29 protein-coding genes are annotated in these 20,700 nt (G+C 63.4%); 5 read left to right on the forward strand and 24 right to left on the reverse strand.

Annotated elements, in window-relative coordinates:
• Nucleotides 1-17: 17 nt before the first annotated feature.
• From N8I74_RS05620 to N8I74_RS05685, 14 genes are all read right to left on the reverse strand, one after another.
• The gene (locus tag N8I74_RS05620; protein WP_263125889.1) at nucleotides 18-419 is read right to left on the reverse strand and encodes a hypothetical protein; all 402 of its coding nucleotides are present in this window, start codon (nucleotides 417-419) and stop codon (nucleotides 18-20) included.
• Nucleotides 419-1,171 carry a phage tail tube protein gene (locus tag N8I74_RS05625; RefSeq protein ID WP_263125891.1) on the reverse strand — a complete coding sequence of 251 codons (753 nt, stop codon included), beginning with the start codon at nucleotides 1,169-1,171 and terminating at the stop codon, nucleotides 419-421. The genes N8I74_RS05620 and N8I74_RS05625 overlap by 1 nt, the downstream gene beginning before the upstream one ends.
• A gap of 2 nt (nucleotides 1,172-1,173) precedes the next feature.
• Nucleotides 1,174-1,386, reverse strand: coding sequence for a DUF7210 family protein (locus N8I74_RS05630; protein WP_263125893.1), 213 nt, complete (start codon nucleotides 1,384-1,386; stop codon nucleotides 1,174-1,176).
• A gap of 7 nt (nucleotides 1,387-1,393) precedes the next feature.
• Nucleotides 1,394-1,819, reverse strand: a complete 426-nt coding sequence (locus N8I74_RS05635; RefSeq protein ID WP_263125894.1) for a hypothetical protein — start codon at nucleotides 1,817-1,819, stop codon at nucleotides 1,394-1,396.
• A gap of 10 nt (nucleotides 1,820-1,829) precedes the next feature.
• Nucleotides 1,830-2,108 (reverse strand): head-tail joining protein, encoded by a 279-nt coding sequence (locus N8I74_RS05640; protein ID WP_263125895.1) that lies wholly within the window; start codon nucleotides 2,106-2,108, stop codon nucleotides 1,830-1,832.
• Complete coding sequence (locus tag N8I74_RS05645) at nucleotides 2,108-3,130, reverse strand: major capsid protein (protein ID WP_020200538.1); 1,023 nt, start codon at nucleotides 3,128-3,130, stop codon at nucleotides 2,108-2,110. The genes N8I74_RS05640 and N8I74_RS05645 overlap by 1 nt, the downstream gene beginning before the upstream one ends.
• A gap of 74 nt (nucleotides 3,131-3,204) precedes the next feature.
• Entirely contained in the window at nucleotides 3,205-3,582 is a 378-nt protein-coding gene (locus tag N8I74_RS05650) for a head decoration protein (RefSeq protein ID WP_263125896.1), read from the reverse strand.
• Nucleotides 3,583-3,585: 3 nt separating this feature from the next.
• The gene (locus N8I74_RS05655; protein ID WP_263125897.1) at nucleotides 3,586-4,893 is read right to left on the reverse strand and encodes a S49 family peptidase; all 1,308 of its coding nucleotides are present in this window, start codon (nucleotides 4,891-4,893) and stop codon (nucleotides 3,586-3,588) included.
• A 1-nt stretch (nucleotide 4,894) separates the two neighbouring features.
• Nucleotides 4,895-6,409, reverse strand: a complete 1,515-nt coding sequence (locus N8I74_RS05660) for a phage portal protein (protein WP_263125898.1) — start codon at nucleotides 6,407-6,409, stop codon at nucleotides 4,895-4,897.
• 20 nt (nucleotides 6,410-6,429) lie between these two features.
• The gene (locus N8I74_RS05665; RefSeq protein WP_263125899.1) at nucleotides 6,430-6,651 is read right to left on the reverse strand and encodes a phage head-tail joining protein; all 222 of its coding nucleotides are present in this window, start codon (nucleotides 6,649-6,651) and stop codon (nucleotides 6,430-6,432) included.
• Nucleotides 6,651-7,043 (reverse strand): hypothetical protein, encoded by a 393-nt coding sequence (locus tag N8I74_RS05670; protein ID WP_263125900.1) that lies wholly within the window; start codon nucleotides 7,041-7,043, stop codon nucleotides 6,651-6,653. The genes N8I74_RS05665 and N8I74_RS05670 overlap by 1 nt, the downstream gene beginning before the upstream one ends.
• Complete coding sequence (locus N8I74_RS05675; RefSeq protein WP_009521722.1) at nucleotides 7,043-7,534, reverse strand: hypothetical protein; 492 nt, start codon at nucleotides 7,532-7,534, stop codon at nucleotides 7,043-7,045. Before N8I74_RS05675 ends, N8I74_RS05670 begins: the two co-directional genes overlap by 1 nt.
• A 17-nt stretch (nucleotides 7,535-7,551) precedes the next feature.
• Entirely contained in the window at nucleotides 7,552-9,513 is a 1,962-nt protein-coding gene (locus N8I74_RS05680) for a phage terminase large subunit family protein (protein WP_263125901.1), read from the reverse strand.
• Nucleotides 9,513-9,995: an elements of external origin gene (locus tag N8I74_RS05685; RefSeq protein ID WP_263125902.1), complete on the reverse strand. Its 483-nt coding sequence runs from the start codon at nucleotides 9,993-9,995 to the stop codon at nucleotides 9,513-9,515. The genes N8I74_RS05680 and N8I74_RS05685 overlap by 1 nt, the downstream gene beginning before the upstream one ends.
• Before the next feature lie 171 nt (nucleotides 9,996-10,166).
• Here N8I74_RS05685 and N8I74_RS05690 point away from each other — a divergent pair, with 171 nt between their 5' ends.
• From N8I74_RS05690 to N8I74_RS05710, 5 genes are all read left to right on the forward strand, one after another.
• Complete coding sequence (locus tag N8I74_RS05690; protein ID WP_055451284.1) at nucleotides 10,167-10,364, forward strand: DUF6900 domain-containing protein; 198 nt, start codon at nucleotides 10,167-10,169, stop codon at nucleotides 10,362-10,364.
• Nucleotides 10,365-10,458: 94 nt separating this feature from the next.
• Nucleotides 10,459-11,022: a DUF3489 domain-containing protein gene (locus tag N8I74_RS05695; RefSeq protein ID WP_263125903.1), complete on the forward strand. Its 564-nt coding sequence runs from the start codon at nucleotides 10,459-10,461 to the stop codon at nucleotides 11,020-11,022.
• Between the two features lie 129 nt (nucleotides 11,023-11,151).
• Nucleotides 11,152-11,511 carry a hypothetical protein gene (locus N8I74_RS05700; RefSeq protein ID WP_263125904.1) on the forward strand — a complete coding sequence of 120 codons (360 nt, stop codon included), beginning with the start codon at nucleotides 11,152-11,154 and terminating at the stop codon, nucleotides 11,509-11,511.
• Nucleotides 11,512-11,608: 97 nt separating this feature from the next.
• Nucleotides 11,609-11,971 carry a hypothetical protein gene (locus tag N8I74_RS05705; RefSeq protein ID WP_263125905.1) on the forward strand — a complete coding sequence of 121 codons (363 nt, stop codon included), beginning with the start codon at nucleotides 11,609-11,611 and terminating at the stop codon, nucleotides 11,969-11,971.
• Nucleotides 11,971-12,195: a hypothetical protein gene (locus tag N8I74_RS05710; RefSeq protein WP_239884058.1), complete on the forward strand. Its 225-nt coding sequence runs from the start codon at nucleotides 11,971-11,973 to the stop codon at nucleotides 12,193-12,195. Before N8I74_RS05705 ends, N8I74_RS05710 begins: the two co-directional genes overlap by 1 nt.
• Here the strand turns inward: N8I74_RS05710 and N8I74_RS05715 are convergent.
• From N8I74_RS05715 to N8I74_RS05760, 10 genes are all read right to left on the reverse strand, one after another.
• Nucleotides 12,155-13,300 (reverse strand): site-specific DNA-methyltransferase, encoded by a 1,146-nt coding sequence (locus N8I74_RS05715; protein WP_456298713.1) that lies wholly within the window; start codon nucleotides 13,298-13,300, stop codon nucleotides 12,155-12,157. The two genes, N8I74_RS05710 and N8I74_RS05715, sit on opposite strands and share 41 nt — an antisense overlap.
• Nucleotides 13,301-13,392: 92 nt before the next feature.
• Nucleotides 13,393-14,826, reverse strand: a complete 1,434-nt coding sequence (locus N8I74_RS05720; protein WP_263125907.1) for a site-specific DNA-methyltransferase — start codon at nucleotides 14,824-14,826, stop codon at nucleotides 13,393-13,395.
• 328 nt (nucleotides 14,827-15,154) lie between these two features.
• A complete protein-coding gene (locus N8I74_RS05725; RefSeq protein ID WP_263125908.1) occupies nucleotides 15,155-15,541 on the reverse strand; it encodes a DUF6362 family protein in 387 nt (128 codons plus the stop codon).
• Entirely contained in the window at nucleotides 15,534-15,737 is a 204-nt protein-coding gene (locus N8I74_RS05730; RefSeq protein WP_263125909.1) for a hypothetical protein, read from the reverse strand. Before N8I74_RS05730 ends, N8I74_RS05725 begins: the two co-directional genes overlap by 8 nt.
• Nucleotide 15,738: 1 nt before the next feature.
• A complete protein-coding gene (locus N8I74_RS05735; protein WP_263125910.1) occupies nucleotides 15,739-16,203 on the reverse strand; it encodes a crossover junction endodeoxyribonuclease RuvC in 465 nt (154 codons plus the stop codon).
• Nucleotides 16,204-16,330: 127 nt separating this feature from the next.
• Nucleotides 16,331-18,622 (reverse strand): phage/plasmid primase, P4 family, encoded by a 2,292-nt coding sequence (locus tag N8I74_RS05740; protein WP_263126719.1) that lies wholly within the window; start codon nucleotides 18,620-18,622, stop codon nucleotides 16,331-16,333.
• The gene (locus tag N8I74_RS05745) at nucleotides 18,615-18,842 is read right to left on the reverse strand and encodes a helix-turn-helix domain-containing protein (RefSeq protein ID WP_024541980.1); all 228 of its coding nucleotides are present in this window, start codon (nucleotides 18,840-18,842) and stop codon (nucleotides 18,615-18,617) included. The genes N8I74_RS05740 and N8I74_RS05745 overlap by 8 nt, the downstream gene beginning before the upstream one ends.
• A complete protein-coding gene (locus tag N8I74_RS05750; protein ID WP_263125911.1) occupies nucleotides 18,839-19,576 on the reverse strand; it encodes a hypothetical protein in 738 nt (245 codons plus the stop codon). Before N8I74_RS05750 ends, N8I74_RS05745 begins: the two co-directional genes overlap by 4 nt.
• Complete coding sequence (locus N8I74_RS05755) at nucleotides 19,573-20,061, reverse strand: DUF6511 domain-containing protein (RefSeq protein WP_153166720.1); 489 nt, start codon at nucleotides 20,059-20,061, stop codon at nucleotides 19,573-19,575. Before N8I74_RS05755 ends, N8I74_RS05750 begins: the two co-directional genes overlap by 4 nt.
• Nucleotides 20,062-20,070: 9 nt before the next feature.
• The gene (locus tag N8I74_RS05760; protein ID WP_263125912.1) at nucleotides 20,071-20,700 is read right to left on the reverse strand and encodes a hypothetical protein; all 630 of its coding nucleotides are present in this window, start codon (nucleotides 20,698-20,700) and stop codon (nucleotides 20,071-20,073) included.

Genomic DNA, 20,700 nt, shown 5'->3' on the forward strand with positions numbered 1-20,700 from the left:
GCGGTGACCGGCGCGGATCAGGCGTGCGACGGCAGCGTCCCACCCGAGTTCGTCAGTGAGCTCAGCGTCGGTGCGAGTCGCTGGGCTGCGCCTTGCACTGCCGGAACGACGTGCGCCACGAAAAAATCCGCGTTCACCTCGAACACGGCGGCGGCCAGTTGCACGGCGTCCTCCAGCGACAGGTCGTTTATCCACGCGCGTTCACGCCGGGTGGTGATCGCCAGCAAATCCAGCACGGCATCGCCGTGCCGTCCCAGCAGCGCCATCCAGTCCGGATCACTGGTGATTTCCTCGGCCAGCGGGCGCACCACGGCCAGCAGGCGTGGCAACTCACCCAGCCGGATCGGCGTCAGTTCCAGCGCAGTGCCGGACAGCGTCACGACCACAGGCTCAGGGGGGAAGGTCTTGAAGCCGTCCATCACAGCAGCACCAGACGTCCGAACTGACCGAGATCACCGCCGACTGGCTTGGTCAGATCCGCCAGTACCTGGCCCGACAGCTCGAACTTCAGCAGTTCGTCCGTGATGATCGAGAGTTCCTTGGCTGGATTGATGGCCACGCGGTACAGGTCGATCACTACCTCGCGGTTGCCGTCGGCGGTGTTGAGCCCCTCGAAGCGAATCCAGCGCTCGGGCAAGGGCTGGGTGAACATCGCCGTGCTCTGCGCCGCGCCATAGGCGTAATCGACGGTGAACGGCTCGGTGTAGGGGCCGCCCGACGTGGCATCCAGCACCACCAGTGAACCGTGCTTGGCATTGACGCTGTACTGGCTGGCCGGGAGCGTCTTTGGCGTGGCATCTGAGTCCTGGATCTGCACCGCCGACACGTTTTGCATGGTCAACGGATACAGACTGCCCGGGGTGACAGGGTTGGGCAGTAGTTCGCCAGTTACCGCGCCGGGGGTGATCGTGGTCGTGGTGCCGTAGAGCGCGAGCGCCAAGTTGGTAGCGATCAGCTCTTCCAACGTGCAGGCGAACTCGCCTTTCTTGGTCTTGATGAGCTGGAGGTCAGTCAGGCGCTGACCCGACTGCGCTTCCTGGTGCTCGATGGTGTCCACCGACAGCGACACCTTCAGCTCGGGCACGTTGCCGACGAAGGTCAGTCCAGCTGGATTGCCGAGGTCATCGCGTGCGCCGATGTAGACGCGGCCTTGTCCGGAAAAGTAAGCCATGTTCAGTCTCCTTGGGTGGCTGCAGTTGTGGAAACACCGGGCGTGGCATCACGGCGGGTGGGTTTGGAATCGGTGGCGGGGATGGCCGCTTTGGCCGTGCCTTGTGCGATCAGCCAACGGGCACTGGCGTCATTCAGATCAAGGCGATCACCCACGGCGAGGCGCTTGCCTGCGTGGGTATGGGGTTTCAGTAGTTCGATGGAGAGATTTGGCATAAGGGGTTCATCCTGTTTGGGTGAGATCAATGGCGTGGGTGCGGTAGCGGATTTCGTAGCGGGCGGGCAGCGCGACGGCACCGGAGTCGGCGTCGTCGAACTCCCATTCGCAGTCGATCTCGCGCACTGCGATGGCCAGACCGCCCAGATTCGGGTCGGCGAGCATTGCCGCGTGGGCCGCGACCAGCGCCTGGTCGGCGACATCGAAGGCATCCGCACCGCGTGCCACCACGGCAAGCCGGACGATCAGCATCCGGTCGACCAGGTGGTTGGCGTGGGCGGTAATGCTGTCGCCATCGACGAACAGCAGCAGCGCTGGACTGGCCTCGCGGGTGACCGGCACGGCAGGCATGCGCAGCACCGGTGTCGGGCCAATCGCAGATGCCAGGCGCGTGACGATCTCCCGCAAGGCGCGCTCGCGGACGGAGTTCATGGGGAGTTCCTCAGAGTTGGGAGAGCGAGGCGCGACGCTCGGTACCGTCGCCAATGGCACGCACGTCGCGCACCTGAAAGGTGTTGCCTGCCACCTCGACCGTGTCCCCGACTGCCAGCGTCAGCCAGGACGCCGGGTAGTCGATCTGGTAGTCCCGCGACAGTGCAAAACCATCCAGCACGGTTTCGTCTGGGGCACGGAAGGCGCATTGCACGGTGGTGCCCGCCACCGTGACGGCGGTCAGGAGTCCGGCATTGCGGGCCGCTTCGTACAGCGTCGCGACATCCATCAGGCTGCAACGAGCTTGATCAGCACGCCCGGGCGGTGGCACATCGGCAGCGGGTTCGACTGCGTGTGCAGATCGGTGCCCCGGTCGAACTTGCGCGGCTCCTGCTTGGCATACAACGGCTGGCCGATGGTATTCACGGTCTCGTTGAAGTCCGCAGGCGCGAAGTACGTGGCGAAGGTATCCACCGTGCCGACCGGGAAGGCATGGGCTTCCCCTGCGGCAATGAAGCGGCGCGACCCCAGCGTGCCGTCGGCCTGCACAAAGGACGCCTGGCCACGGTATTCCTCGAAGGTGATGCCGCTGTAGCTGAAGCCCGAGCGCATGTCGTTGATCAGCACTGCGCCCTGCTGCCAGTTCTGGTAGGCGGTCTTGACCTCCTTGTGGGTGGTCAGCGCCCGGAAGAACTCGGTCGAGCACAGCACATGCACACCGGTCGAGAACTCGCCGGTGAGTCCATCTTCCATGAGCCCCAGCAGTTCCAGGCAGGCAGTCTTGATTTGCCCGTTGTCGGCCGCCGTCGAAAACTCGAAGGACACCGATTGCGCAGTGATGTCGAACTCGTCGAACAGATCGACGAGCTCACTGCCATCAGCGTCGAGAATCTTGCCCTTGAGCGCCCCCATGCGCAGATGCTCCAGAGTGATCGCGTGCTTGTTGCGCATGGTCTCCAGATGGCGGGCCATGACACCGCCGATGGCTTCCATTTCGGTTTCGGAACCGAAGGCGCGCAGTCCTTGGACTTCCTCTGGCAGCACCACGTCGTCGTGGGGGATGTGCGGGATCACGAAGGAGCGCAGGTTGCGCTTGCCACGTTCACCCACCGTGCCGGGCGAACCGGGCGCGCGGGTGGGCAGCAGGTTCAGACGACCGGCGTACTCCTCGACGATGATCTGCCGGGTGCGCACCGGCTTGGCCGGGAACAGGTTGAGTTGCTCCAGCCGCCCATAGCGATTGGGCAGGAGGTTGATGGCGGCCGTCAGGCTGGCCATCGAGAAGCCGGGGTTTTCAAAAGGGTTCTGCATTTGGGATCTCCAGAAATGACGAAACCCGCCAGCGGCGGGTTTTGGGGGGAGTGAAACGGAGCGTTGGAAGTGGGTCAGGCGCTATCGCGGGCCAGGACTCCACGTTCTGCGAGTTGCTTGATGGCAGCAGCTTTATGCGCCGTGCTGATGCTGGTCGGCCAGACCAATGCGCCGCGCGCGACGATGGCGTGGCGGGCGATCAGGATCGCATCCTCACGGTCGATCAGCGTCGCATCGACGTCATTGCCGAGCACGCCAACGGCGGTTTCCGTGCCGTCCGAGGCGCTCGGGTCGAGGGCCTTGAGTTTGGCGGTAGCCGTTTCGCGGCCCACCACGGTGCCCAGCGACAGGTTCTGCGCGGCCGCGACGGTGTCCTGGTCACGCGAGTAGAGATTCGGCGCTTCGTACTTCAACAGGTCGCCGAGATTCTTGGGTTGAGAGACAGTGGGCATGGCTTACTCCTTGGCGGTGAGCTTCTTGACGGCAGCGACCACCGGACTGTTTTCCGGGTGCTGGCTGGTTCCTGCATCGGCGGTGATACGCGAGGCGATTTCGGGTTGGTCGGCACGGGCGTCGAGCAAGGCGCGGCGCACCTGCGCTTCCGAGAAGCCTGCTGCGAGGAATTCCGCCGTGCGTTGGGATTGGCCCGCGATCAGGCACATCTCTGCAATGGCCTGAGCTTGGCCGCGCCCGCTGGCGAACGACTGCGCCAGTGCGGCTTGGGCGGCAGGCGTCGGTTGCGAATCGCTGTCGGTCTGCGGCTGGTCGCCCTGTGGGTCGGTGTCGGCCGGATCGCTCGGGTTTTCGTGGTCGTCTTTGGGGTCGGTCATGGTGTTCTCCAGGGTGAAAGGTTTGCTTCGGGGCGGGTTTGAAATGGATTGAGTGGACAGGCTTCGCGGCGAGGCGCGGGCCACGCCAGGCTGCGCCAACCGCTGCTTGGCAGCCAACGCGTCGGTGAACTCGGTCATCACCGCATCAAACGGCATCACCGCGTCGGCGAGGCCTGCTGCCACCGCCTGCTCGCCATAGAACAGCCCCGCCTCGGTGGCGCGCACGGCATCCGGATCGATTCCGCGCATCTGTCCGACCTGATTCACGAAGATGTCGTACAGGCGATCCACCTCGGTCTGCAACGCGGTGGTGGCCTGGGGGGTGAGTGGCTCGTGCGGGGAGAAATCGTTCTTGTGACTGCCCGCGAAGACAGCGGTGTAGTTCAGGCCGTCCTTGGCGTCCTTCACCGACTGGTCGACGTGCAGCGCGATCACGCCAATCGACCCGACGCCAGCGGTCTGCGACAGCGTCAGGCGCTGGCAGGCAGCCGCGATGGCAAAAGCCGCCGAGTACGCGGCATCGTTGGCGTGCGCCCAGATCGGCTTGATGGTGCTGGCAGCGCGGATGCGCTCGGCCAACTCAAACACACCCGAGGCCTCGCCGCCGGGCGAGTCCAGATCGAGCAGGATGCCCGCCACCTGTGGGTCGGCCAGCGCGGCGTCCAGTCGGGCTTCGATCTCGCCGTAGGACATCAGGCCAGAGGCGGCTTCGATACCCATCGAACGTCTGACCAGCGTGCCGACCACCGGGATGACGGCAATGCCCGCCTGACCCGATGTGGCGCTTTGGCGCGGCATGGGCAGCGGCATTGCCATGTCCAGATCGGGCAAGCCGATGCGGGAACCCAACACGGAGAGGATCACGTCGAGTTTGGGACGCGCAATGAGGAGCGGCGTCCCGTAGAGGCGGGACGCCAGATGAACGAGTTGCATGTCAGTTGTCCTGTTGGTCTTGCGGCACGGTCACAGTGGCGGCCGCATTCATGGGAGCGCCCGATGCCGATGGTTGGGGCGCTTTGTCGTGGCGCGGGTCGGAGTCAAAGACCAGACCGAGCGCATCGGCACGCTGGTTGTCGGCGGCGATCTCGCGGTCGATGTCCTCGGCGTCGTAGCCGAAGGCCGAGATGGCTTCCGAGCGAGACAGCAGCCCGGCGCGAATGGCGGTCAGCATCGCGTCGAATTCCTTCTTGGGATCGACCCACTGCCAACCCTGTGGAATCCATTTGGCCGCGAAGTAGTCGCGCTTCTTCTCGGTGAACTGCGGCAGCGCCAGCGCGCCTTCAAGTAGCGCTTGCTCCATCCAGGCACGCCAGATCGGGCGGCACAGCTGGTGGACGATCACGCCGTGCTGGATGGCCTCACAGCGGCGGCGAAACTCCAGCAGCCCGGCCCGGATCGACGAATAGTTCACTTGCGTCAGGTCGCCGGTCAGCATCTCGTAGGTGATGCCCATCGCCGCTGCCACCGCCCGGAACTGCATGCGCAGGAATTCGGCGTAGCTCGCGCCAACGTCGGCGGGCTGACTGAACTTCACGTCCTCGCCGGGCTCCAGGATCTGCATCGTGCCCGGCTCCAGCCCGGCCAATGCAGCCCCGCTGGCATCCGGCAAGCCTTCACCCATCAGGTTGTCCTCGGGGGACAGGCGCGTTATGAAGCCCGCGAACATCGCGGCGGTTTTCTTGCGCACGAGCTCGGCGTCGTCGTACTGGTCGAGTTCGTTGAGCTTGACCAGTGCGCGCGCCAGCCACGGTTCGCCCCGGATCTGTCCGGGCCGCAAGGGACGAAACAGGTGGATGATTTCGCTAGCCGGGACACGCACTGTGTCGAGACCGCCTACCACGCCACCAGTGCCCGACATCGGAGCCAGTGAGCCATCACCCGGGTGTGAGCGATACAGGTGGTAAGCCACCCGCCGTCCGAGCTTGTCGAATTCGATGCCCGCACGGATCACATTTCCCGAAGCCAATTCCTGATTCAGCGTGGCTGGCAGGTGTTCGGGTTCGAGCAACTGCAACTGCAGACCCACCGGCAGGCCATCCTCTGGGCGGCGATAGCGCAGCCGCACCAGGCATTCCCCGCCTTCGAGCATGGCGCGACAGGCCAAGGCCTGCAGTCCGTAGAAATCGGTCAGTCCGGCGGCATCGGCCTCCTCGCACCAGTCCCACCACAGGCTATGAATGGCTTCTCGCAGGGGCTGATCGGCCAGCATGCTCTGCGGCTTGATGCCGGTGCCAATGGCGTTCGAGACAAAGGCTTCAACGCCTGCCGCTGCCCAGGCATTGCGGCGTACCAGATCGCGGCTCTTGGCGCGCAATTCGTTCTGGGTGAACGCCAGTGCTGCGACAGCGCCTGGATTGCCGACCTGCCACGCCAATGCGCGACGGCCGCCACCGATACCGTCATAGAACGGGGTGCCGCCCAGCAGACTCATGCCGACGCGTCTACGCATTCGGTCAAACCATTGCATGTTCAGAACCCTTTGCCGGTGGTGACCCGGATCTGGCGTGGCGCACCGGGCCACAGCCCGGTATCCACGGCCTGCTCGAAGAGGTCGCGCTTGACCGCCCCAATGGCGGCCTGGAGTTCATCGACGCTGCGGTACTCGACGGTCTTGTCGCCAAAAGTCACGCGCTTTTCGCCTTTGACCAGCGCCGCTTCCAGTGCGTCGAGGTGTGCTTGTGTGTAGGCCATCAGCGGTACACCGTGAGGTTGATCTCGGAGGAGTCGTCGAACGATGCAGACGTGGTGGCGCAACTGATGTCGACGTACTGAGCGGTCTTCTGGTCGGTACTGGATCGCACGATGGCAATGCGCTGCGTGCCGCTGTTGGTGCTGCTGCGGGCAAGCGCCGTCCAGCAGTAGTTGGAATCCGGCATGGCAGTGGCGAAGGTCACCCGGTAGCGGCCAGCCGCCGTCCTGGTCACGCTGGCCACGTTGTGCGATGCACGCACGACGACCTGCGTGCCGACATAGCCGAAACACACCCACGCCCGGGCCACGCCGGGGTGGGTGGCGTCGATCTTGGTCTTAACCTCGAGCCCGACACGACTGGCCAGCGCACTGATGCGCGATGCGAGGCTCATCAGACCAGCGCACCCACAAAGACCGCGACGAAGTCTGTGTCGGTATTGCCGACATCGGTGGCTGCGACGGCTCCGATGTTGCTGCGTGCCTGTAGTTGCTCGGCCACGGTCAGCGACTGCGCCGCATCGAAGCGCACACGGTTGTTGACGGCGGCGAGCAGCGCATCCAGGCCACTGGTGCCGTTCTGCAGCAGTTGCTGGATTTCCACCAGCGTGTCGTAGGCGGCATCGGCACCGCCCAAGATTTCGGTCTTGAGCGCATCGAGCAGCGAGACGATCTTGTTGGACGAGTACGTGGTCGTGGCCGCGACGTGCGCATCGTCGATCACCGCCGACGACACCACGGCGGCTTTCAGTTCGTTGATGGCCGCGACCAGATTCGACTTGTCGGTGGTGGTGAGGTTGGCAAGGTTGCCTGCCTTGGCGCGAACGTCGTTGAATTCCTGCGCGACGCGGATGACCAGGCTTTCGATACGGGTAGCAAGACTCATGTTTTCTCCTTGAGGTGTCAGGACAGCCAGCGGCTTTTGATCACGCGCCGACCGGTGTTACGGTTGCCAGAAACAGCGAGGCCACCGCGTTGGGTGGCCTCGTTGATCGATTCAGTAGGTGTTTCAAGGGCTGGCGGACTGGCCAGCCCCAGTTGTCGCTCCAGTTCCCGCCAGTGACGTTCCTCGAAGCGATCCAGACCCGCCGCCGATGCAGCCGCGCGGGCGTAGACGTAGCAGTCGAGCGCCTCATTGCGCTCACGCATCTTTTGCCACTCACGCACCGGGAAGCCGTTGCGGTCGCGGCGAGTGATCAGTTGTTCCGCGCAGAGTTGCTGGATGAACTCAGCGTCGATCTTGGGCAGATGGACGAACCCGGCCGGGAACACCGTGGTCAATCCGTCCTCGCCAACATCGGCGCTCTTGCGCAGGTTGTTGTAGAACTCGAGCTTGGCGATGCTGACCGCCACCGTGTACACCTTGATGCCCCGGCGCAGCTTCTTGCCACCCTGCGAGACATCGATGGCGGTCGGCGTGCCGATCAAGGCTGCACCGCGAGGCATCCCCTTGACCGCCATCACACGCGAATCGCGGCAGGCCCTCACAAAGGCGTAGGCCTCCTGCGTGGCAAACCCGGTATCCAAGGCAAAGCGCACCAGCGGCATCGCCGCGCCCGAGGCATGTGTCCATGTTTCGGCCAGCATTTCAGCGAGGCTCTTCCACACCGCGTCGCGGGCGGTGTCACCCATCAGCACGCGGTGCTCAACCAGCCAGGACTCCTTGCCGCGCCCAAAGGCCCAGACCGACGCCTCGATGCGATCTTTCTGCACGTCGGCCGCGCCGACCAAGAGCAGACCACCTTGCGGCACCGTACCGACGCGGTAGTCCTCGCGGCGTTCGACCAGTCGTTGCCAGTCCGGCGCTTCGCCTTCCTCGACCCAGGTTTCGCCTAGCTCGGTGTTCTTGAAGGTCTTGATGGCGGCGGCCGATCCCGACTCTTTACTGACGGCAGCTTCCCACGCAGCGGCGATCTCCCGCCACGAACGCCAGCCCACCGGGCTGTACAGCGACGACAGGTGGAAGCCTGCCGTCTTACCCGTGCCATCGGTGATCATCGCGCGCCACTCGCCGTGCTCCAGCATCCACGTCTTGTGGTGCTCGGCAATGGCGGTGTCACATGACTCGCAGATGTAGGCGGCGGTCTCCGGTTGCCCTTTGTCCCAACGCAGCAGCTCGAAACGCAGCCACTGACGGTGGGAGCAATGCGGACACGGCACAAAGTAGCGACGTTGGTCACTGGCCTCGTACTCGCGCTCGATAGCCGATGCCCCTGAAATCGTCGGCGTCGAGACGATGAAGATCTTGCGCCGCGCGAACGTGCGTGTACGGGCTTCGGCCAGCGAGATCGCATCGCCTTCACCCTCGACGTCCAACGGATAGCCGTCGACCTCGTCGAGGAACAGATACCGCACCGGCATCGAGCGCAGCCCGACCGCGCTGTTGGCCCCGGTCATCACCAGCACGCCACCCCGGAACTCCTTGGCCAGGATGGTGTTGCCGGAATCCCGGCTGCGCGCCGGTGCAATCAGTTCCGCCAGTGCGGACGACTCCTCGATCAGCGGATCGATCCGCTGCTTGGAGTTGCGCTTGGCCATCTCCACTGTCGGCCACACCGCCATCATTGGCCCAGGTGCGTGATGGATCACATAGCCGATCCAGTTCGATCCCATCTCGGTCGCGCCAAGCTGCGCCGCTTTCATGAACACCACACGCTCGACCGGCGAGGTCGGCGACAGGCAATCCATGATTGCTTTCAGGTATGGCGTGCGGCTGGTACGCCAGCGCCCAGGCTCGGCAGAGGCCTTGCTGGAGAGCATGCGGTGGCGATCCGACCATTCGGACACTGTGAGCAGCGGGTCCGGAGTCAGTCCTTCGCGCCATGCGCGCTCAATCTCGGCAGCGCCTTCATAGTCCAAGTCCATCAATCCACCCTCGGGCGCATCTCGCCCAGTTCCTGCAGGTGCTCACGCACCGCCGCTTCCAAGGCGATGTGCATAGTGTGGGGATCGACGCCGAGCTTGGCTGCCATCTGTGCCGAGATGCGTGCGGGCCAGTTGAGCCAGGCATCGCGTTCGGAGCGCGCCAGCTTGAAAACATGGGCGATGGCCTGCGGCCGATCCACCAGCTCGCCCTTGAGGCGGGCCAGGCGCACCTTGTTGGTTTGCGCCTTGACCACTTCGTTGACCGTCCGCGCTTGCAGCAAGGACGTTCCACCGACTGGTAATGCTGCTTGTCCATCTCCTGTAGGTCCGCTGGACTCCGGGACGGCGACCTTGACAGCGCGGGTGGCCGTGCCATTGCGCGGTGCATCGGAATTACGCGCCCACTCGCGGTCGACGCGCTCGGCATCAATCGTTCCGTCTGCCTCCGGCGTGATCCGCCCAGCAGCGATGGCCTTGCGCACCGCTGCATCGGACACCCCTCGGTGGCGTGCGTAGGCACGAATCGAAATACCCATATTTCCCCTTCGGGGCACCTTCAATCATTTGTTCGTCATTCCTGCGGATTGAGCTTGGCTTCCATCTGGAACAGCGCGTTCATACGTTCGTCATCAACACCATGAAAGGACACGGACATGAGCAAGCTCGAACAACTCCTGACCCAGATCGCGCAAAACAAGCTAGGCATCGAAACCCTGGAAACCCGCCGCTCGGACAGCCTCGATTTCCACGATGTAGCGGTCTGGTGCCTACGCGATGCGCTTGAAGCCGCCTTCAACGCGGGTCTTGAGCAGGGGCGCAATGCCAACCCGTCAGACAAGGCCAACACCTGATTGCGAAGCGAAGAAGCCAAGCAGAAAGCGCTTGGCTTCACTTGAGAACAGCGCGTTCATCACATCACCGTCCACCACATCGAAGGAGCAAAACATGACCACCACCCAGCTGACCCCTGCCCAGCACGCGATCCTGGCCCACGCGGTTGAACACACCAGCGGCAAGATCGACTGGTTCCCCGACAACATCAAAGGCGGCGCACGCAAGAAGGTGCTCGACGGACTTTTCAACCGCGCACTGATCACCACCGACAGCACCGACTGGTTTGTCGCTGCGGAGGGCTATGACGCCCTGGGCATTCCGCGTCCCGACGTGAATAGAAAGGACAGCGGTCAGTTCGAAGCCAATCTCGACCAGATCATTGCCAACGCTGAAGGCGCGCCTGCGGCCGCGAGCGATCCCGAACTGGAAGCCGCCGTAACCGCCGCCGAAGCCACGTGGGTCAAGCCACGCACACGCGAGAACAGCAAGCAAGCCGAAGTGATCCGGATGCTGCAACGCCCTGAGGGCGCAACCATCGGCCAGATCTGCACCGCCACCGGTTGGCAGGCGCACACGGTGCGCGGCACCTTCGCCGGAGCCTTCAAGAAAAAGCTCGGCCTGACCATCGTCTCGGACAAGCCGCAGGGTGGCGAGCGGATCTACCGCATCGCCTGAAAGCGAGCACAGCGAGTTTCGGCGATGCCAAAAAGATGGCGAGAGGAGCCATGAATAGCTTGGCTTCTCTCCCCACCAGCGCGGTCATACAGGTGTCGTGATTGACGACGCCATACCAGGAAAACCGCCATGAGCACCATGACCATCACCATCGAACGCACCCCACGCACCCTGCAGTTCGCAGGCCAAAGCCTCCAGGTCGAAGAGTTGAGTATCCGCCTGCCGTTTGCACGCAAATCTGCCGACCTCGGCGAACTGGGCGGTCGCGACCAGCACAAGATCTACGTCACTGAGACCAAGGAGCTCACCCCTGCCGAATTCGACGCCTTTGGGCGCAGCCTGCTGGTGTCACGCGACTGGCTGCGTGGCAAGGGTGGCGGCACTGGTGACGGCTGCCTCTGCGTCGAGGTCACTGCTCCCGGACGCCCTTACCTCTACGTCAATCCCGAGGGCGGTGATTACGCCCGCTACGTAGCCCGTCTCGGGTGATCGAAATTGATCGAGAAAGAAGCCAGGAACAGCTTGGCTTCTCAATCGAACAGCGCGTTACTACAGGTGTCGCAACGATCAACCCGGAGAAGACACCATGACCACCAACCAGATACCCGCCACCCAAAACGAAGCCTGGGGTTTTTGGGGCACGATGAACGAACAGGCCGCAGCAGCCTGGCCCTTGGCGATGATCGCCATCTCGGACGCCACCGGCCAGCCACTCGAATCTGTGCGGACCTTCCTCGACAGCCGCCACGGACGCCACTTTGCCGACGACGTCCAGAACGGTTTGCACCAAGGCCAATCCTTGCAGGATGCGATCAACGCCGCCACCCAACGTTGGATGGGCTGGACGATTGGCCGCCAGACCAGCAAGCAGTACGGCATCCCGCGCGGCCTGCCTTACCTGACAGGCTTTGTGATCCACAGCGAAATCTGCGAAGAGATGGCTGCCTGATGAAAACGCCCGCCACCGAACGGGAGCAGGCGCTTCGTTGGCTGATTGCCAACCGGCGTCCAGAAATCTCCATCGAACAGGCTGTGCGCGTCATGTGCATGGCACTGCCGCGCGATCTCACCACCCTGCAAATCTTGCGACGCATCGCCGAGGAAGAAGAGGCCAAGCAGCCCGGCCAGACATTCAACTGGCGCACACTTCCTGGTCTGCTGCCTCGCGGATAGCCGTCTGGCCGGTGAAGTCCTCCCACCGGCACACGATCACATCCACGTACCTCGGATCGAGTTCGATCAGCCGCGCGACGCGCCCCGACTTTTCGGCTGCAATCAACGTTGTGCCAGAACCACCGAACGGATCGAGCACCACGTTACCCGGGCGGCTCGAATTGCGGATCGCGCGCTCAACCAGCTCCACCGGCTTCATCGTCGGATGCAGATCGTTCTTCTGCGGTTTCTTGATAGCCCACACATCGCCCTGATCGCGGTCACCACACCAGTGGCGTTGCGCACCCTCGGGCCATCCGTACAAGATCGGTTCGTACTGGCGCTGGTAGTCGGCACGGCCCAGCGTGAAGGTGTTCTTGGCCCAGATGATGAACGTCGACCACTTGCCACCGGCGGCGCGAAAGGCGGCCTGCAGCACATCCAGCTCGCTGGATGACATCGCCACATAGATGCCGCCCCGGCAGTTCGCCACAGTGGGCGTCAATGCTGCCAACAGGAAGTCGTAGAAGCCATCGCCCAAGTTGTCGTTGAGGATCGCGCGATCCTTGCCGCGCATCTTGTCCTTGGCACTGTTGGCGTAGTTCACGTTGTACGGCGGGTCGGTGAAGACCATGTCTGCTACATCGCCCTGCATCAGCCGGGCATAGCTCTCGGCCACAGTCGAGTCGCCGCACAGCAGGCGGTGCTGACCCATGATCCAGACATCGCCCGGGCGCGAGATGGGTGTCTCGCCAACCTCCGGTACCGCGTCCTCATCGGTCTGGCCCCCATTGTCCGGCTCGTCACCCGCGATCAGTTCGGCCAGCGCGTCGGCGTCGAAGCCGGTGATGTCCAGATCGAAACCTTCCAACTGCAAGGCCTCCAGCTCGATGCGCAACATGGCGTCATCCCAGCCAGCGTTCTCCGCGATGCGGTTGTCAGCGATGACCAAGGCGCGGCGCTGTGTTGGGCTCAGGTGATCAAGGACGACCACGGGCACGATCTCAAGCCCAAGTTTCTGCGCAGCGGCCAAACGTCCATGCCCAGCGACGATGATGCCGTCACTGCCTGCAAGGATCGGATTGGTGAAGCCAAACTCGGCAATCGATGCGGCGATCTGCGCCACCTGATCATCCGAGTGCGTCCGCGCATTGCGGGCATAGGGCAGCAGTTTGGCTGTCGGCCACTGCTCGATCTTGTCTGCCAACCAGGACGCGCTCATTGTTCTACCTCCATGGTCGCCAGCCGTTCTGTGGCCACCTCATCGAAGGACTGGCCCGATTTGATTCCACAGCCTGCGATGAGCGTGACCGGCACCCCGGGGTGGTTTTGCTGAAAACGCTTAATGGCCACGTCCACGTACTCCGGCGCAATTTCCACACTGCGGCAGATACGACCAGTGCGTTGCGCGGCCAGCATCGTCGTGCCACTGCCGCCGAAGGGCTCGAACACGACGTCACCCGAATCGGTGTAAGCCTCGATGGCAAACTCAGGCAATGCGACCGGGAACACGGCCGGGTGATCAATGTCCTGCCCGATCTTGCCCTTGTGGCGCATCACGCGAATCACCGAGTCGGGGATTCGGGTGTCCTGCGTCGGCTGACCCTTGTGCGTCCAGCCGCCGACCTCGCCATCCTTACCGCGCATCGCCGTGGACGACCCGTCAGCGCGCAGGTGCGATTCCTGGCCTGCGTGCTTGCAAGGAACAATCTTGTTGGGTTTGCGGGTGCTGCGATTGAAGTGGAAAACAAACTCGAAGCTGGGAGCTAATCGGCCCTGCCAGTCGCCGGGCATGCCTGGCCCCTGATCCCAGACGTACCACGCGAAGCGCCGCCACCCTAGCTGACGCATCCAGGACAGCCAGCCGTCCCAATAGGGGATGACCTCGTTGTCGCGGTGGATCAGCCCAAGATTGACCAGCACCTGTCCGTCGCCCGCCATCGGCAGATGTGCGAACACACCGCGCATCAGGACATCCCAATCGGCAATGCCGCCGGAGGTGTAGTCGCGCTGGTTGCCATACGGCGGCGAGGTAAAGCAAAGCTGCGCGGTGTCACCCTGCATCAGCGTGGCGACCACGGCTGGGTCGGTGGCGTCGCCACAGATCAACCGGTGCGAGCCGATGGCCCAGACATCTCCCCCGCGCGACACCGCCACCACAGGCGTGTCAGGTACGTCATCGGTCGTATCGGGTTCATCGGCGTCTACACCACCCTGCGCCGCAGGTTCTGCTTCGGTGGGCGTGGCATCTGCCAGCAGCGCATCGATCTCGATGTTCTCGAAGCCGGTCAGTGCCAATTCGAAACCCGCTTCGGAAAGGTCCGCCAGTTCGAGCGCCAACATCTCCTCATCCCAGCCAGCGTCAAGCGCCAGCCGGTTGTCGGCGATGACCAGGGCGCGCTTTTGCGCGGTGGTGAGATGGGCCAGTTCGATCACCGGCACGTGATCCAGACCCAGCTTGCGTGCAGCAGCCAAACGACCATGGCCCGCGATGATGCCGTTGTCGCCATCAACCAGAACAGGGTTCGTCCAGCCGTATTCGACGATGCTGGCGGCGATCTTGGTGACTTGCGCCTCGGAATGTGAGCGCGGGTTGCGGGCGTAGGGAATCAGCGCCTCGACCTTGCGGTACTCGACGTTGAGCGTATTCAAAGAGGGTGTCCTGAAAATAGAAAACCCGCCGACGACAACCGTGGGCGGGTTTTGGGGTTGGTGCGAACTGACGGGGTGCGAACTGCGAACCGTGCGAACCTTGGTTCGCACCCTGACGCTAAAAAAGCGCCGCGCTCGCGCCCCCCGCATTGGTTTTTGGCCAGGAAGGACCCGTTGATTTCTGGGCTGCTTCCTCTGCCGTCACCTCTGTCCAGACGATAGATGAATACTACGCAAGATCAGGTCGTTTTGTTGCAGGGGCAAAAACCGCTGATTGCCGCGTGATGGAGCACATCTCCGACCATACGCGCCAAATCACGCCAAAACCCTACGCGATCACCACACCATTGAGTTGATCTGCGACCGTCTGCAATGCCCGCTGCCAATGCCGCCATGCCGTCGTGCGGTCGCAGGCAAAGCGGATCGTGATGTCCCGCCAGCCATAGCGCTTCGCGCGCATCCATACGAGATGACGTTGCTCGATGGTGAGCCACTGCACCCAGCGCATGACCTCCAGCATTCGTTCAATTGCCTCTGGACTCGGCGGAAAGGATCGGTACACCCTCTCGTCCGCTGCAAAGGTCTCCCATTCGCTTCGGACAATGGTGGGCCAGCAGTTGAAGTAACCCTGCACTCGAACAGGAGGCAACCGTCGACTGGTGCTTGCGGCCTCTTCAAACCGAGCAGCAACGTCCTCGATAGTCCACTTAGTCATTGCGTCGCCCTCCGTAGAGCCGGTCACCGATGCGTCGCACGATCTCGCGCTCGATGAAGTCCAGACGTTCGTCGGATGCGTTGACCACCAGGATGTGTTGGTCACGCCAGCCACGTTCCTTGATCGCATCCAGATCCGTGGCCTGAGGTTGCAGACGACCGAGGGGGCCGCGGTATTGGGGTGTCGGCACCTTCATGTCACACCTCCTGCGTCTCGACAGCCCAGTGCAGCAAGGCCAGGGCGTCGGCTTCGTTGTCGTCGGCTGGGTTGTGACCACGCAGGCGGACGGACGCGATCATGTCGTCCTTGCCCGCATTGCCCTTGCCGGTCGCGTGCTTCTTGATCGTGCCGACTGGAACACCCTGGTAAGGGATGTTGTGATGCTCACACCACGCGGTCAGGTGTCCCATGAAGCCACCGTAGGCGTGCGCCGCATCAACGCCAGCGTGCCGTCGAACCTCCTCGAAGAACACCGCGTTGATGTGGTTGCTGGCCGAGAGCAATTCGTTGAGCCAGCGTTTGAAACGGAGGAAACGCATGCCGCCTCCTTCAAATCGCTGCGGCTTGAAGTGCTCCGTGCCGCTGGTGATAGTGCCGTCCAGGTGCTGCAAAGCCCACCCGGTGTGTGTGCCCAGATCAAGGGCCAAGATTGTCGTGTTCATCGTCGTACTCCAGTTCGGGGGGGCGAGTGACGGATGCGACGGGTTCTTTGGAAAACAGCCTTAACGTGCGCGCACGCGTAGCACGTCAATCAGGAAACCCGTCAAATCCGTCACTCGCCCGGATTGCTCAGTCATCTCGGTAGGGGTAGCCATGGCTGTACGGCTTGGGCCTGAGGGCAATGCCCGTGATCCCACGTGCGCCCCCGGTCAGCCGACACTTCTCGAACTTGCGGGCGGCCATCAGTTCGGAAAAGCGCTTGACCGAGCCCACGTACTCACCCGCGCGCTCAGCCCATTCACGCCAGTCGGCGAACAATTCGGAAACGCCTTCGCGGTGGGTCTTGGCCAGCAGGCATCGCTCTTCGATCCACTGCCCGAGCGCGTCTTCGGCCTCGAAATACTCCTCGGTCGCCGACACCACACTGGCGGGCGGCTTCAAGCCCTGGCGTTGCCAGAGGCTGCAACCCTCGACCGCCCACGCCAGAATCCCGTCGCGCTCCTTGAGCAGCTTCTCGGTCAGCCTGCCGTCGCGGCGCTCGGGCGGGATCGTCACCGTGAACGGGATCAGGTGCAGCCGCCGCTTCATCGCCTCATCCACGTTGCGGATCGATGGCTTGTGGTTGCCTGCGATCACCAACTTGAACTGCGGCACGTACTCGAAGAAGTCCTGGCGCATGAAACGTGCGGAAACCTTGTCGCCTCCGGTGATGGCCTTGACCTTGGATTCGTTCCAACGCCGACCCTGTTCGGTTTCGATGGATGACACAAAGCGTGCGCCGCGCAGGCCCGCCAGATCGGTCGGATGCCGGTCTGTGCGCGCCTCCATGAACGTGTCCATCGGCGCGTTGGCCGCGTAGTCGCCCAAGATGGTGGTCAGGACGTTGACGAACACCGACTTGCCGTTCGCGCCGGTCCCGTACAGGAAGAACAGCGCGTGCTCGCTGGTCACGCCCGTCAGGCAGTAGCCGACCATCAGTTGCAGGTAGGCAATCAGTTCAGCGTCGCCGCCTGTGACGTCGGCCAGGAATGCGCGCCACGTCGGACTGTCGCCCTGCGATGTGGCCGTGGTCACCTTGGTCATCCGATCATCGCGTCGGTGCGGTCGCATGCGGCCCGTGCGCAGATCAACCACACCGCCTGGTGTGTTGAGCGCCCAGACGTCGGCATCCCACTCCTCGGCGGTGGAAGCGTGCTTGGGATCGGAGCGTGCGATTTTCTCGACGGACGAGATCGTGGCGGAGCTGGCCAGCTTGCCTTTGAGCCGAGGGCTGTCCGCCTTGAGTGACGCCATCCGGCAGATACCGCGTGCCAGATGAGACACGTAGAGCACCTGATCCGGATTCCAGCGCACGCCGGTCCAGACCAGCCATTTGCCCCAAAGCGCGCAGTAGCGCCAGTCCTCGCCATAGCGGCGTGTGAAGGCCGAGGACAAGCCGTCCTCCGTAGCCCAGTCGACACCGGTCAGCAGATCCGGTGGTGGCGTCTCCTCGACCGAGCGCATCACCGGCATCCGCTCGCCGACGGCGAGGAAGCCCCTCACATCGAAGCCGTCCGGAATGGCGTCAGCCGCATCCCAGCCTTCCGGCTTGTCATCGGGTGGCACCAGGATGGCGACCGTGGTCGCACCCGCGTTCAGGATTGCTTGCGATGCACGGTCAGCGTAATCCCAGCCCGGCGCGTCCCGATCAGGCCAGATCAGCACGGATTTGCCCGCCAGCGGCGACCAGTCGGTCTTGTCGACGGGAGCATTTGCGCCATGCATGGCCGTGGTTGCCACCACGCCGATGGCGATCAGGGCCTGCGCACACTTCTCGCCCTCGACCAGCACAACGTGACCAGCGGCCGCCAGCCCCGGCTGGTTGTACAGCGGGCGCGGATCGGGCGGAGTCATCTTGCGCCGATTGGCATCCCACGGCCGGAACTCCTTCTTGCGCCCGGGTGGGTCGTAGCGGTACACGACCGCAATCAGTTTGCCGGTGGCATCGAAGTAGTCCCACTTGGCCGTGGCCGGGCCGAGATCATCAACCGGAGCTTCCTTCTTGGCGCGGCGTACCGGCACTGATCGCGAACGACCGAGCAGATCAGCTGCCTCGTCGAGCACCCGGGGAAAGTCGGTGTGGACGTTGGCCCCGAGGTAGGCGGCGATCAAGGCAAAGATGTCACCGCCATCGCCCGTGGCACGATCCGTCCAGAGACCAGCCTTGTCGCCTTCGAGTACCACCTCAAGGCTGTCGCCCGGGCTGCCCAGGATGTCCCCGATCAGAAACTTGCCACGACGCTTCTTTCCTGCCGGAAACATCGTGGTCAGGACTGATTCCATGCGTGCGATCAGTTCAGTGCGAATCTCGTCCCGCTCGCTGTCATTGACGTTGCGCCGGCCCGTTTCTCCCGGTGGTGATGTGTCATTGAAATCAAGCATCGGCAGCACCCTCGTGTGACGTCTGCTGCGCAGCGATCCAGGCTTCCAGCTCGTTGGGTTTGAAGCGAACAAGTTTGCCGACGCGGTAATGCGGAATGCGACGCTCCTGTCGCTCCTTGGCTTGTGAGAGCCAATACGACGGCAGGTTGAACATCAGTGCTGCCTGGCGCACGTCGATCAGCTGCTCGCCCAGTACGTGATTTAAATTCGAGGTATTCATGCTTGTGTCCTCCAGCAGCGGTCTTGCCACGCGCACATCCGGCATTCAAAGTGGGTCGAGTCATGGAAGGCGCGCGGCAGAAGGTCGCCCGCCTCGGTCGCCGTGATGACCTTGACCGCCCGATCCGACATGCGTTGGGCCAGTGCTGCGTCAAAGGGCACGAGCTCGGTGTAGATCTCCATCGTGTCGGCGTTGAGTGCCGTGAAGATCGCCGGGTGCTCGTGCAGTTCGAGATAGGCTTGGTAGATCGCCACTTGCGCGGCGTAGACGGGCTTGGAGAGAGTCAGGCCCTTCTTGTCCAGATCGCTCCAGGACTTGTTGCCGAGACACTTACATTCCCAGAGCGCGGGATAGGCGAAGCCCTCGGGGCCGCCGACGATGACGCCGTCGATGTGGCCCTGCAGGCGGCCATCGGCCACCGAGAAACCGAACTGCTCGCCGTCGGCCTTGCGGGTGCGCAGGTCAAAGCCCGCGTCCCGGAGCCACGCGACCATGCAGTCCTCCATGACGTGACCGCGTTCGAAGATCCGCAGCATTCGGCCTGGGGTGTCACGCCCGTGGTCGATGGGTGCCTTGGCGTACTCGAACTGCAGCGCTCGCTCGCAGGCCACTCCGAGGCGCGAGGCGCCGAGGTACTGGCGCTCGGACTGGCGGGCGCGAGCCTGCTGCAGGCCCGTGTCCACCAGGGTGGTGACCTGACCCGAGATGCTCGATGAGGAGTTGAAGTCGATCATGGCTTCTTCCCCTTCGGCTCTTCCCAGGGCAGGTCGTCCTCCAGATCCGCGAACGGGTTGGCCAGAGGGTCGGGCGCAGGCGTCATGCCGCGTACCGGTGGGTACTTGCTCGCCTCGTGGTGCGTGACCATTGCCTCGGTGTAGCAAGTGACGATGGCGTCGATCACTTGCAGCGCCTCGGCTTCGGAGTAGTCGCCCAGCGGCTTGGTGAAGCCAATCTCGCCCGCAGCCTCGCCGAAGGCCTTGAGGCACTTCTTCATCGCGGCCAGTTCGACATCAGATGGATCGATCATGGCGACCTCCGTACTGTCGACGCGACCTTCCTTGACCCGCAGCCAGTTGCCGTACAGCGCATGAAACGCGTTTTGGCAGCGTTGTGAGCAGAACACCCAGTCGATGGGATAGCGCCGGGGATGGCCGACACCGTGACGGTTGTCGGTGTGGCCGAATCCCCGGGCCTGTCGTTTGCAGACCCAGCATTTCATCGGCCTCCCTCACTGCGCCCACGACGGCTTGCCGGTCACGGGTGCGCGTTGCGGTGCCGGTGCCTGATACGCAGGCGCAGCCGCCTGCGCAGGAGCGCCGGAATGTCCACTGCCTGGAGCCTTGGGCGGCACGCCCATCAGTTTTGCGTAGTCGGGGTGATCGGGTTCGACGGCGATCTTGACCACGTTCCGGTCTTGGCCCTTGCCATCCTTCTCAATGTCCACGCGCGCCAGAAACTCCAGGCCATCCAGTTCATGAAAGCCCTGGATGCGGCGCGCGGCGGCGGCCTGCGGGCTGTTGTCCTGGGGGTGGACGTTGCGGGCGCTGTTGAGCGCGGCGCGGATGAAACTGCGCCCCATCTGGCCCCAGGTCGGCCCCTTCTTGGAGTGCAGGCCGATGTTGCTCCACATCTTGCGCTTGGCATGGTCGCCAGCCGTGACCACGAATTCAGCGGCGAGATAGATGGAGCCGGTTTCGAAGGACTCGGTGGCGTAGCCGCCGCCCCAGCCTTGTCCCGGATCGTCATAGCCACCGGGCTTGATGGTCATGCGCACTGGCACGACAGCGCCCTTGGGGATCAGGTCAAAGCCCGACTGTTGGGGATCGGCATCTTGGAAATCAAAATAGCTGGACGACAT

Source organism: Chitiniphilus purpureus, assembly GCF_025642115.1.
GTDB lineage: Bacteria > Pseudomonadota > Gammaproteobacteria > Burkholderiales > Chitinibacteraceae > Chitiniphilus > Chitiniphilus purpureus.

What these genes read in the sequence shown, in the direction of transcription:
- N8I74_RS05705 (WP_263125905.1), top strand. Translation starts at nt 11,609, where the DNA reads ATGACCACCAACCAGATACCCGCCACCCAAAACGAAGCCTGGGGTTTT.
- N8I74_RS05690 (WP_055451284.1), top strand. Translation starts at nt 10,167, where the DNA reads ATGAGCAAGCTCGAACAACTCCTGACCCAGATCGCGCAAAACAAGCTA.
- N8I74_RS05640 (WP_263125895.1), bottom strand. Translation starts at nt 2,108, where the DNA reads ATGGATGTCGCGACGCTGTACGAAGCGGCCCGCAATGCCGGACTCCTG.
- N8I74_RS05695 (WP_263125903.1), top strand. Translation starts at nt 10,459, where the DNA reads ATGACCACCACCCAGCTGACCCCTGCCCAGCACGCGATCCTGGCCCAC.
- N8I74_RS05730 (WP_263125909.1), bottom strand. Translation starts at nt 15,737, where the DNA reads ATGAAGGTGCCGACACCCCAATACCGCGGCCCCCTCGGTCGTCTGCAA.
- N8I74_RS05655 (WP_263125897.1), bottom strand. Translation starts at nt 4,893, where the DNA reads ATGCAACTCGTTCATCTGGCGTCCCGCCTCTACGGGACGCCGCTCCTC.
- N8I74_RS05665 (WP_263125899.1), bottom strand. Translation starts at nt 6,651, where the DNA reads ATGGCCTACACACAAGCACACCTCGACGCACTGGAAGCGGCGCTGGTC.
- N8I74_RS05660 (WP_263125898.1), bottom strand. Translation starts at nt 6,409, where the DNA reads ATGCGTAGACGCGTCGGCATGAGTCTGCTGGGCGGCACCCCGTTCTAT.
- N8I74_RS05700 (WP_263125904.1), top strand. Translation starts at nt 11,152, where the DNA reads ATGAGCACCATGACCATCACCATCGAACGCACCCCACGCACCCTGCAG.
- N8I74_RS05680 (WP_263125901.1), bottom strand. Translation starts at nt 9,513, where the DNA reads ATGGACTTGGACTATGAAGGCGCTGCCGAGATTGAGCGCGCATGGCGC.
- N8I74_RS05750 (WP_263125911.1), bottom strand. Translation starts at nt 19,576, where the DNA reads ATGATCGACTTCAACTCCTCATCGAGCATCTCGGGTCAGGTCACCACC.
- N8I74_RS05645 (WP_020200538.1), bottom strand. Translation starts at nt 3,130, where the DNA reads ATGCAGAACCCTTTTGAAAACCCCGGCTTCTCGATGGCCAGCCTGACG.
- N8I74_RS05650 (WP_263125896.1), bottom strand. Translation starts at nt 3,582, where the DNA reads ATGCCCACTGTCTCTCAACCCAAGAATCTCGGCGACCTGTTGAAGTAC.
- N8I74_RS05725 (WP_263125908.1), bottom strand. Translation starts at nt 15,541, where the DNA reads ATGACTAAGTGGACTATCGAGGACGTTGCTGCTCGGTTTGAAGAGGCC.
- N8I74_RS05630 (WP_263125893.1), bottom strand. Translation starts at nt 1,386, where the DNA reads ATGCCAAATCTCTCCATCGAACTACTGAAACCCCATACCCACGCAGGC.
- N8I74_RS05735 (WP_263125910.1), bottom strand. Translation starts at nt 16,203, where the DNA reads ATGAACACGACAATCTTGGCCCTTGATCTGGGCACACACACCGGGTGG.
- N8I74_RS05760 (WP_263125912.1), bottom strand. Translation starts at nt 20,700, where the DNA reads ATGTCGTCCAGCTATTTTGATTTCCAAGATGCCGATCCCCAACAGTCG.
- N8I74_RS05620 (WP_263125889.1), bottom strand. Translation starts at nt 419, where the DNA reads ATGGACGGCTTCAAGACCTTCCCCCCTGAGCCTGTGGTCGTGACGCTG.
- N8I74_RS05635 (WP_263125894.1), bottom strand. Translation starts at nt 1,819, where the DNA reads ATGAACTCCGTCCGCGAGCGCGCCTTGCGGGAGATCGTCACGCGCCTG.
- N8I74_RS05710 (WP_239884058.1), top strand. Translation starts at nt 11,971, where the DNA reads ATGAAAACGCCCGCCACCGAACGGGAGCAGGCGCTTCGTTGGCTGATT.
- N8I74_RS05675 (WP_009521722.1), bottom strand. Translation starts at nt 7,534, where the DNA reads ATGAGTCTTGCTACCCGTATCGAAAGCCTGGTCATCCGCGTCGCGCAG.
- N8I74_RS05625 (WP_263125891.1), bottom strand. Translation starts at nt 1,171, where the DNA reads ATGGCTTACTTTTCCGGACAAGGCCGCGTCTACATCGGCGCACGCGAT.
- N8I74_RS05755 (WP_153166720.1), bottom strand. Translation starts at nt 20,061, where the DNA reads ATGAAATGCTGGGTCTGCAAACGACAGGCCCGGGGATTCGGCCACACC.
- N8I74_RS05740 (WP_263126719.1), bottom strand. Translation starts at nt 18,622, where the DNA reads ATGCTTGATTTCAATGACACATCACCACCGGGAGAAACGGGCCGGCGC.
- N8I74_RS05670 (WP_263125900.1), bottom strand. Translation starts at nt 7,043, where the DNA reads ATGAGCCTCGCATCGCGCATCAGTGCGCTGGCCAGTCGTGTCGGGCTC.
- N8I74_RS05745 (WP_024541980.1), bottom strand. Translation starts at nt 18,842, where the DNA reads ATGAATACCTCGAATTTAAATCACGTACTGGGCGAGCAGCTGATCGAC.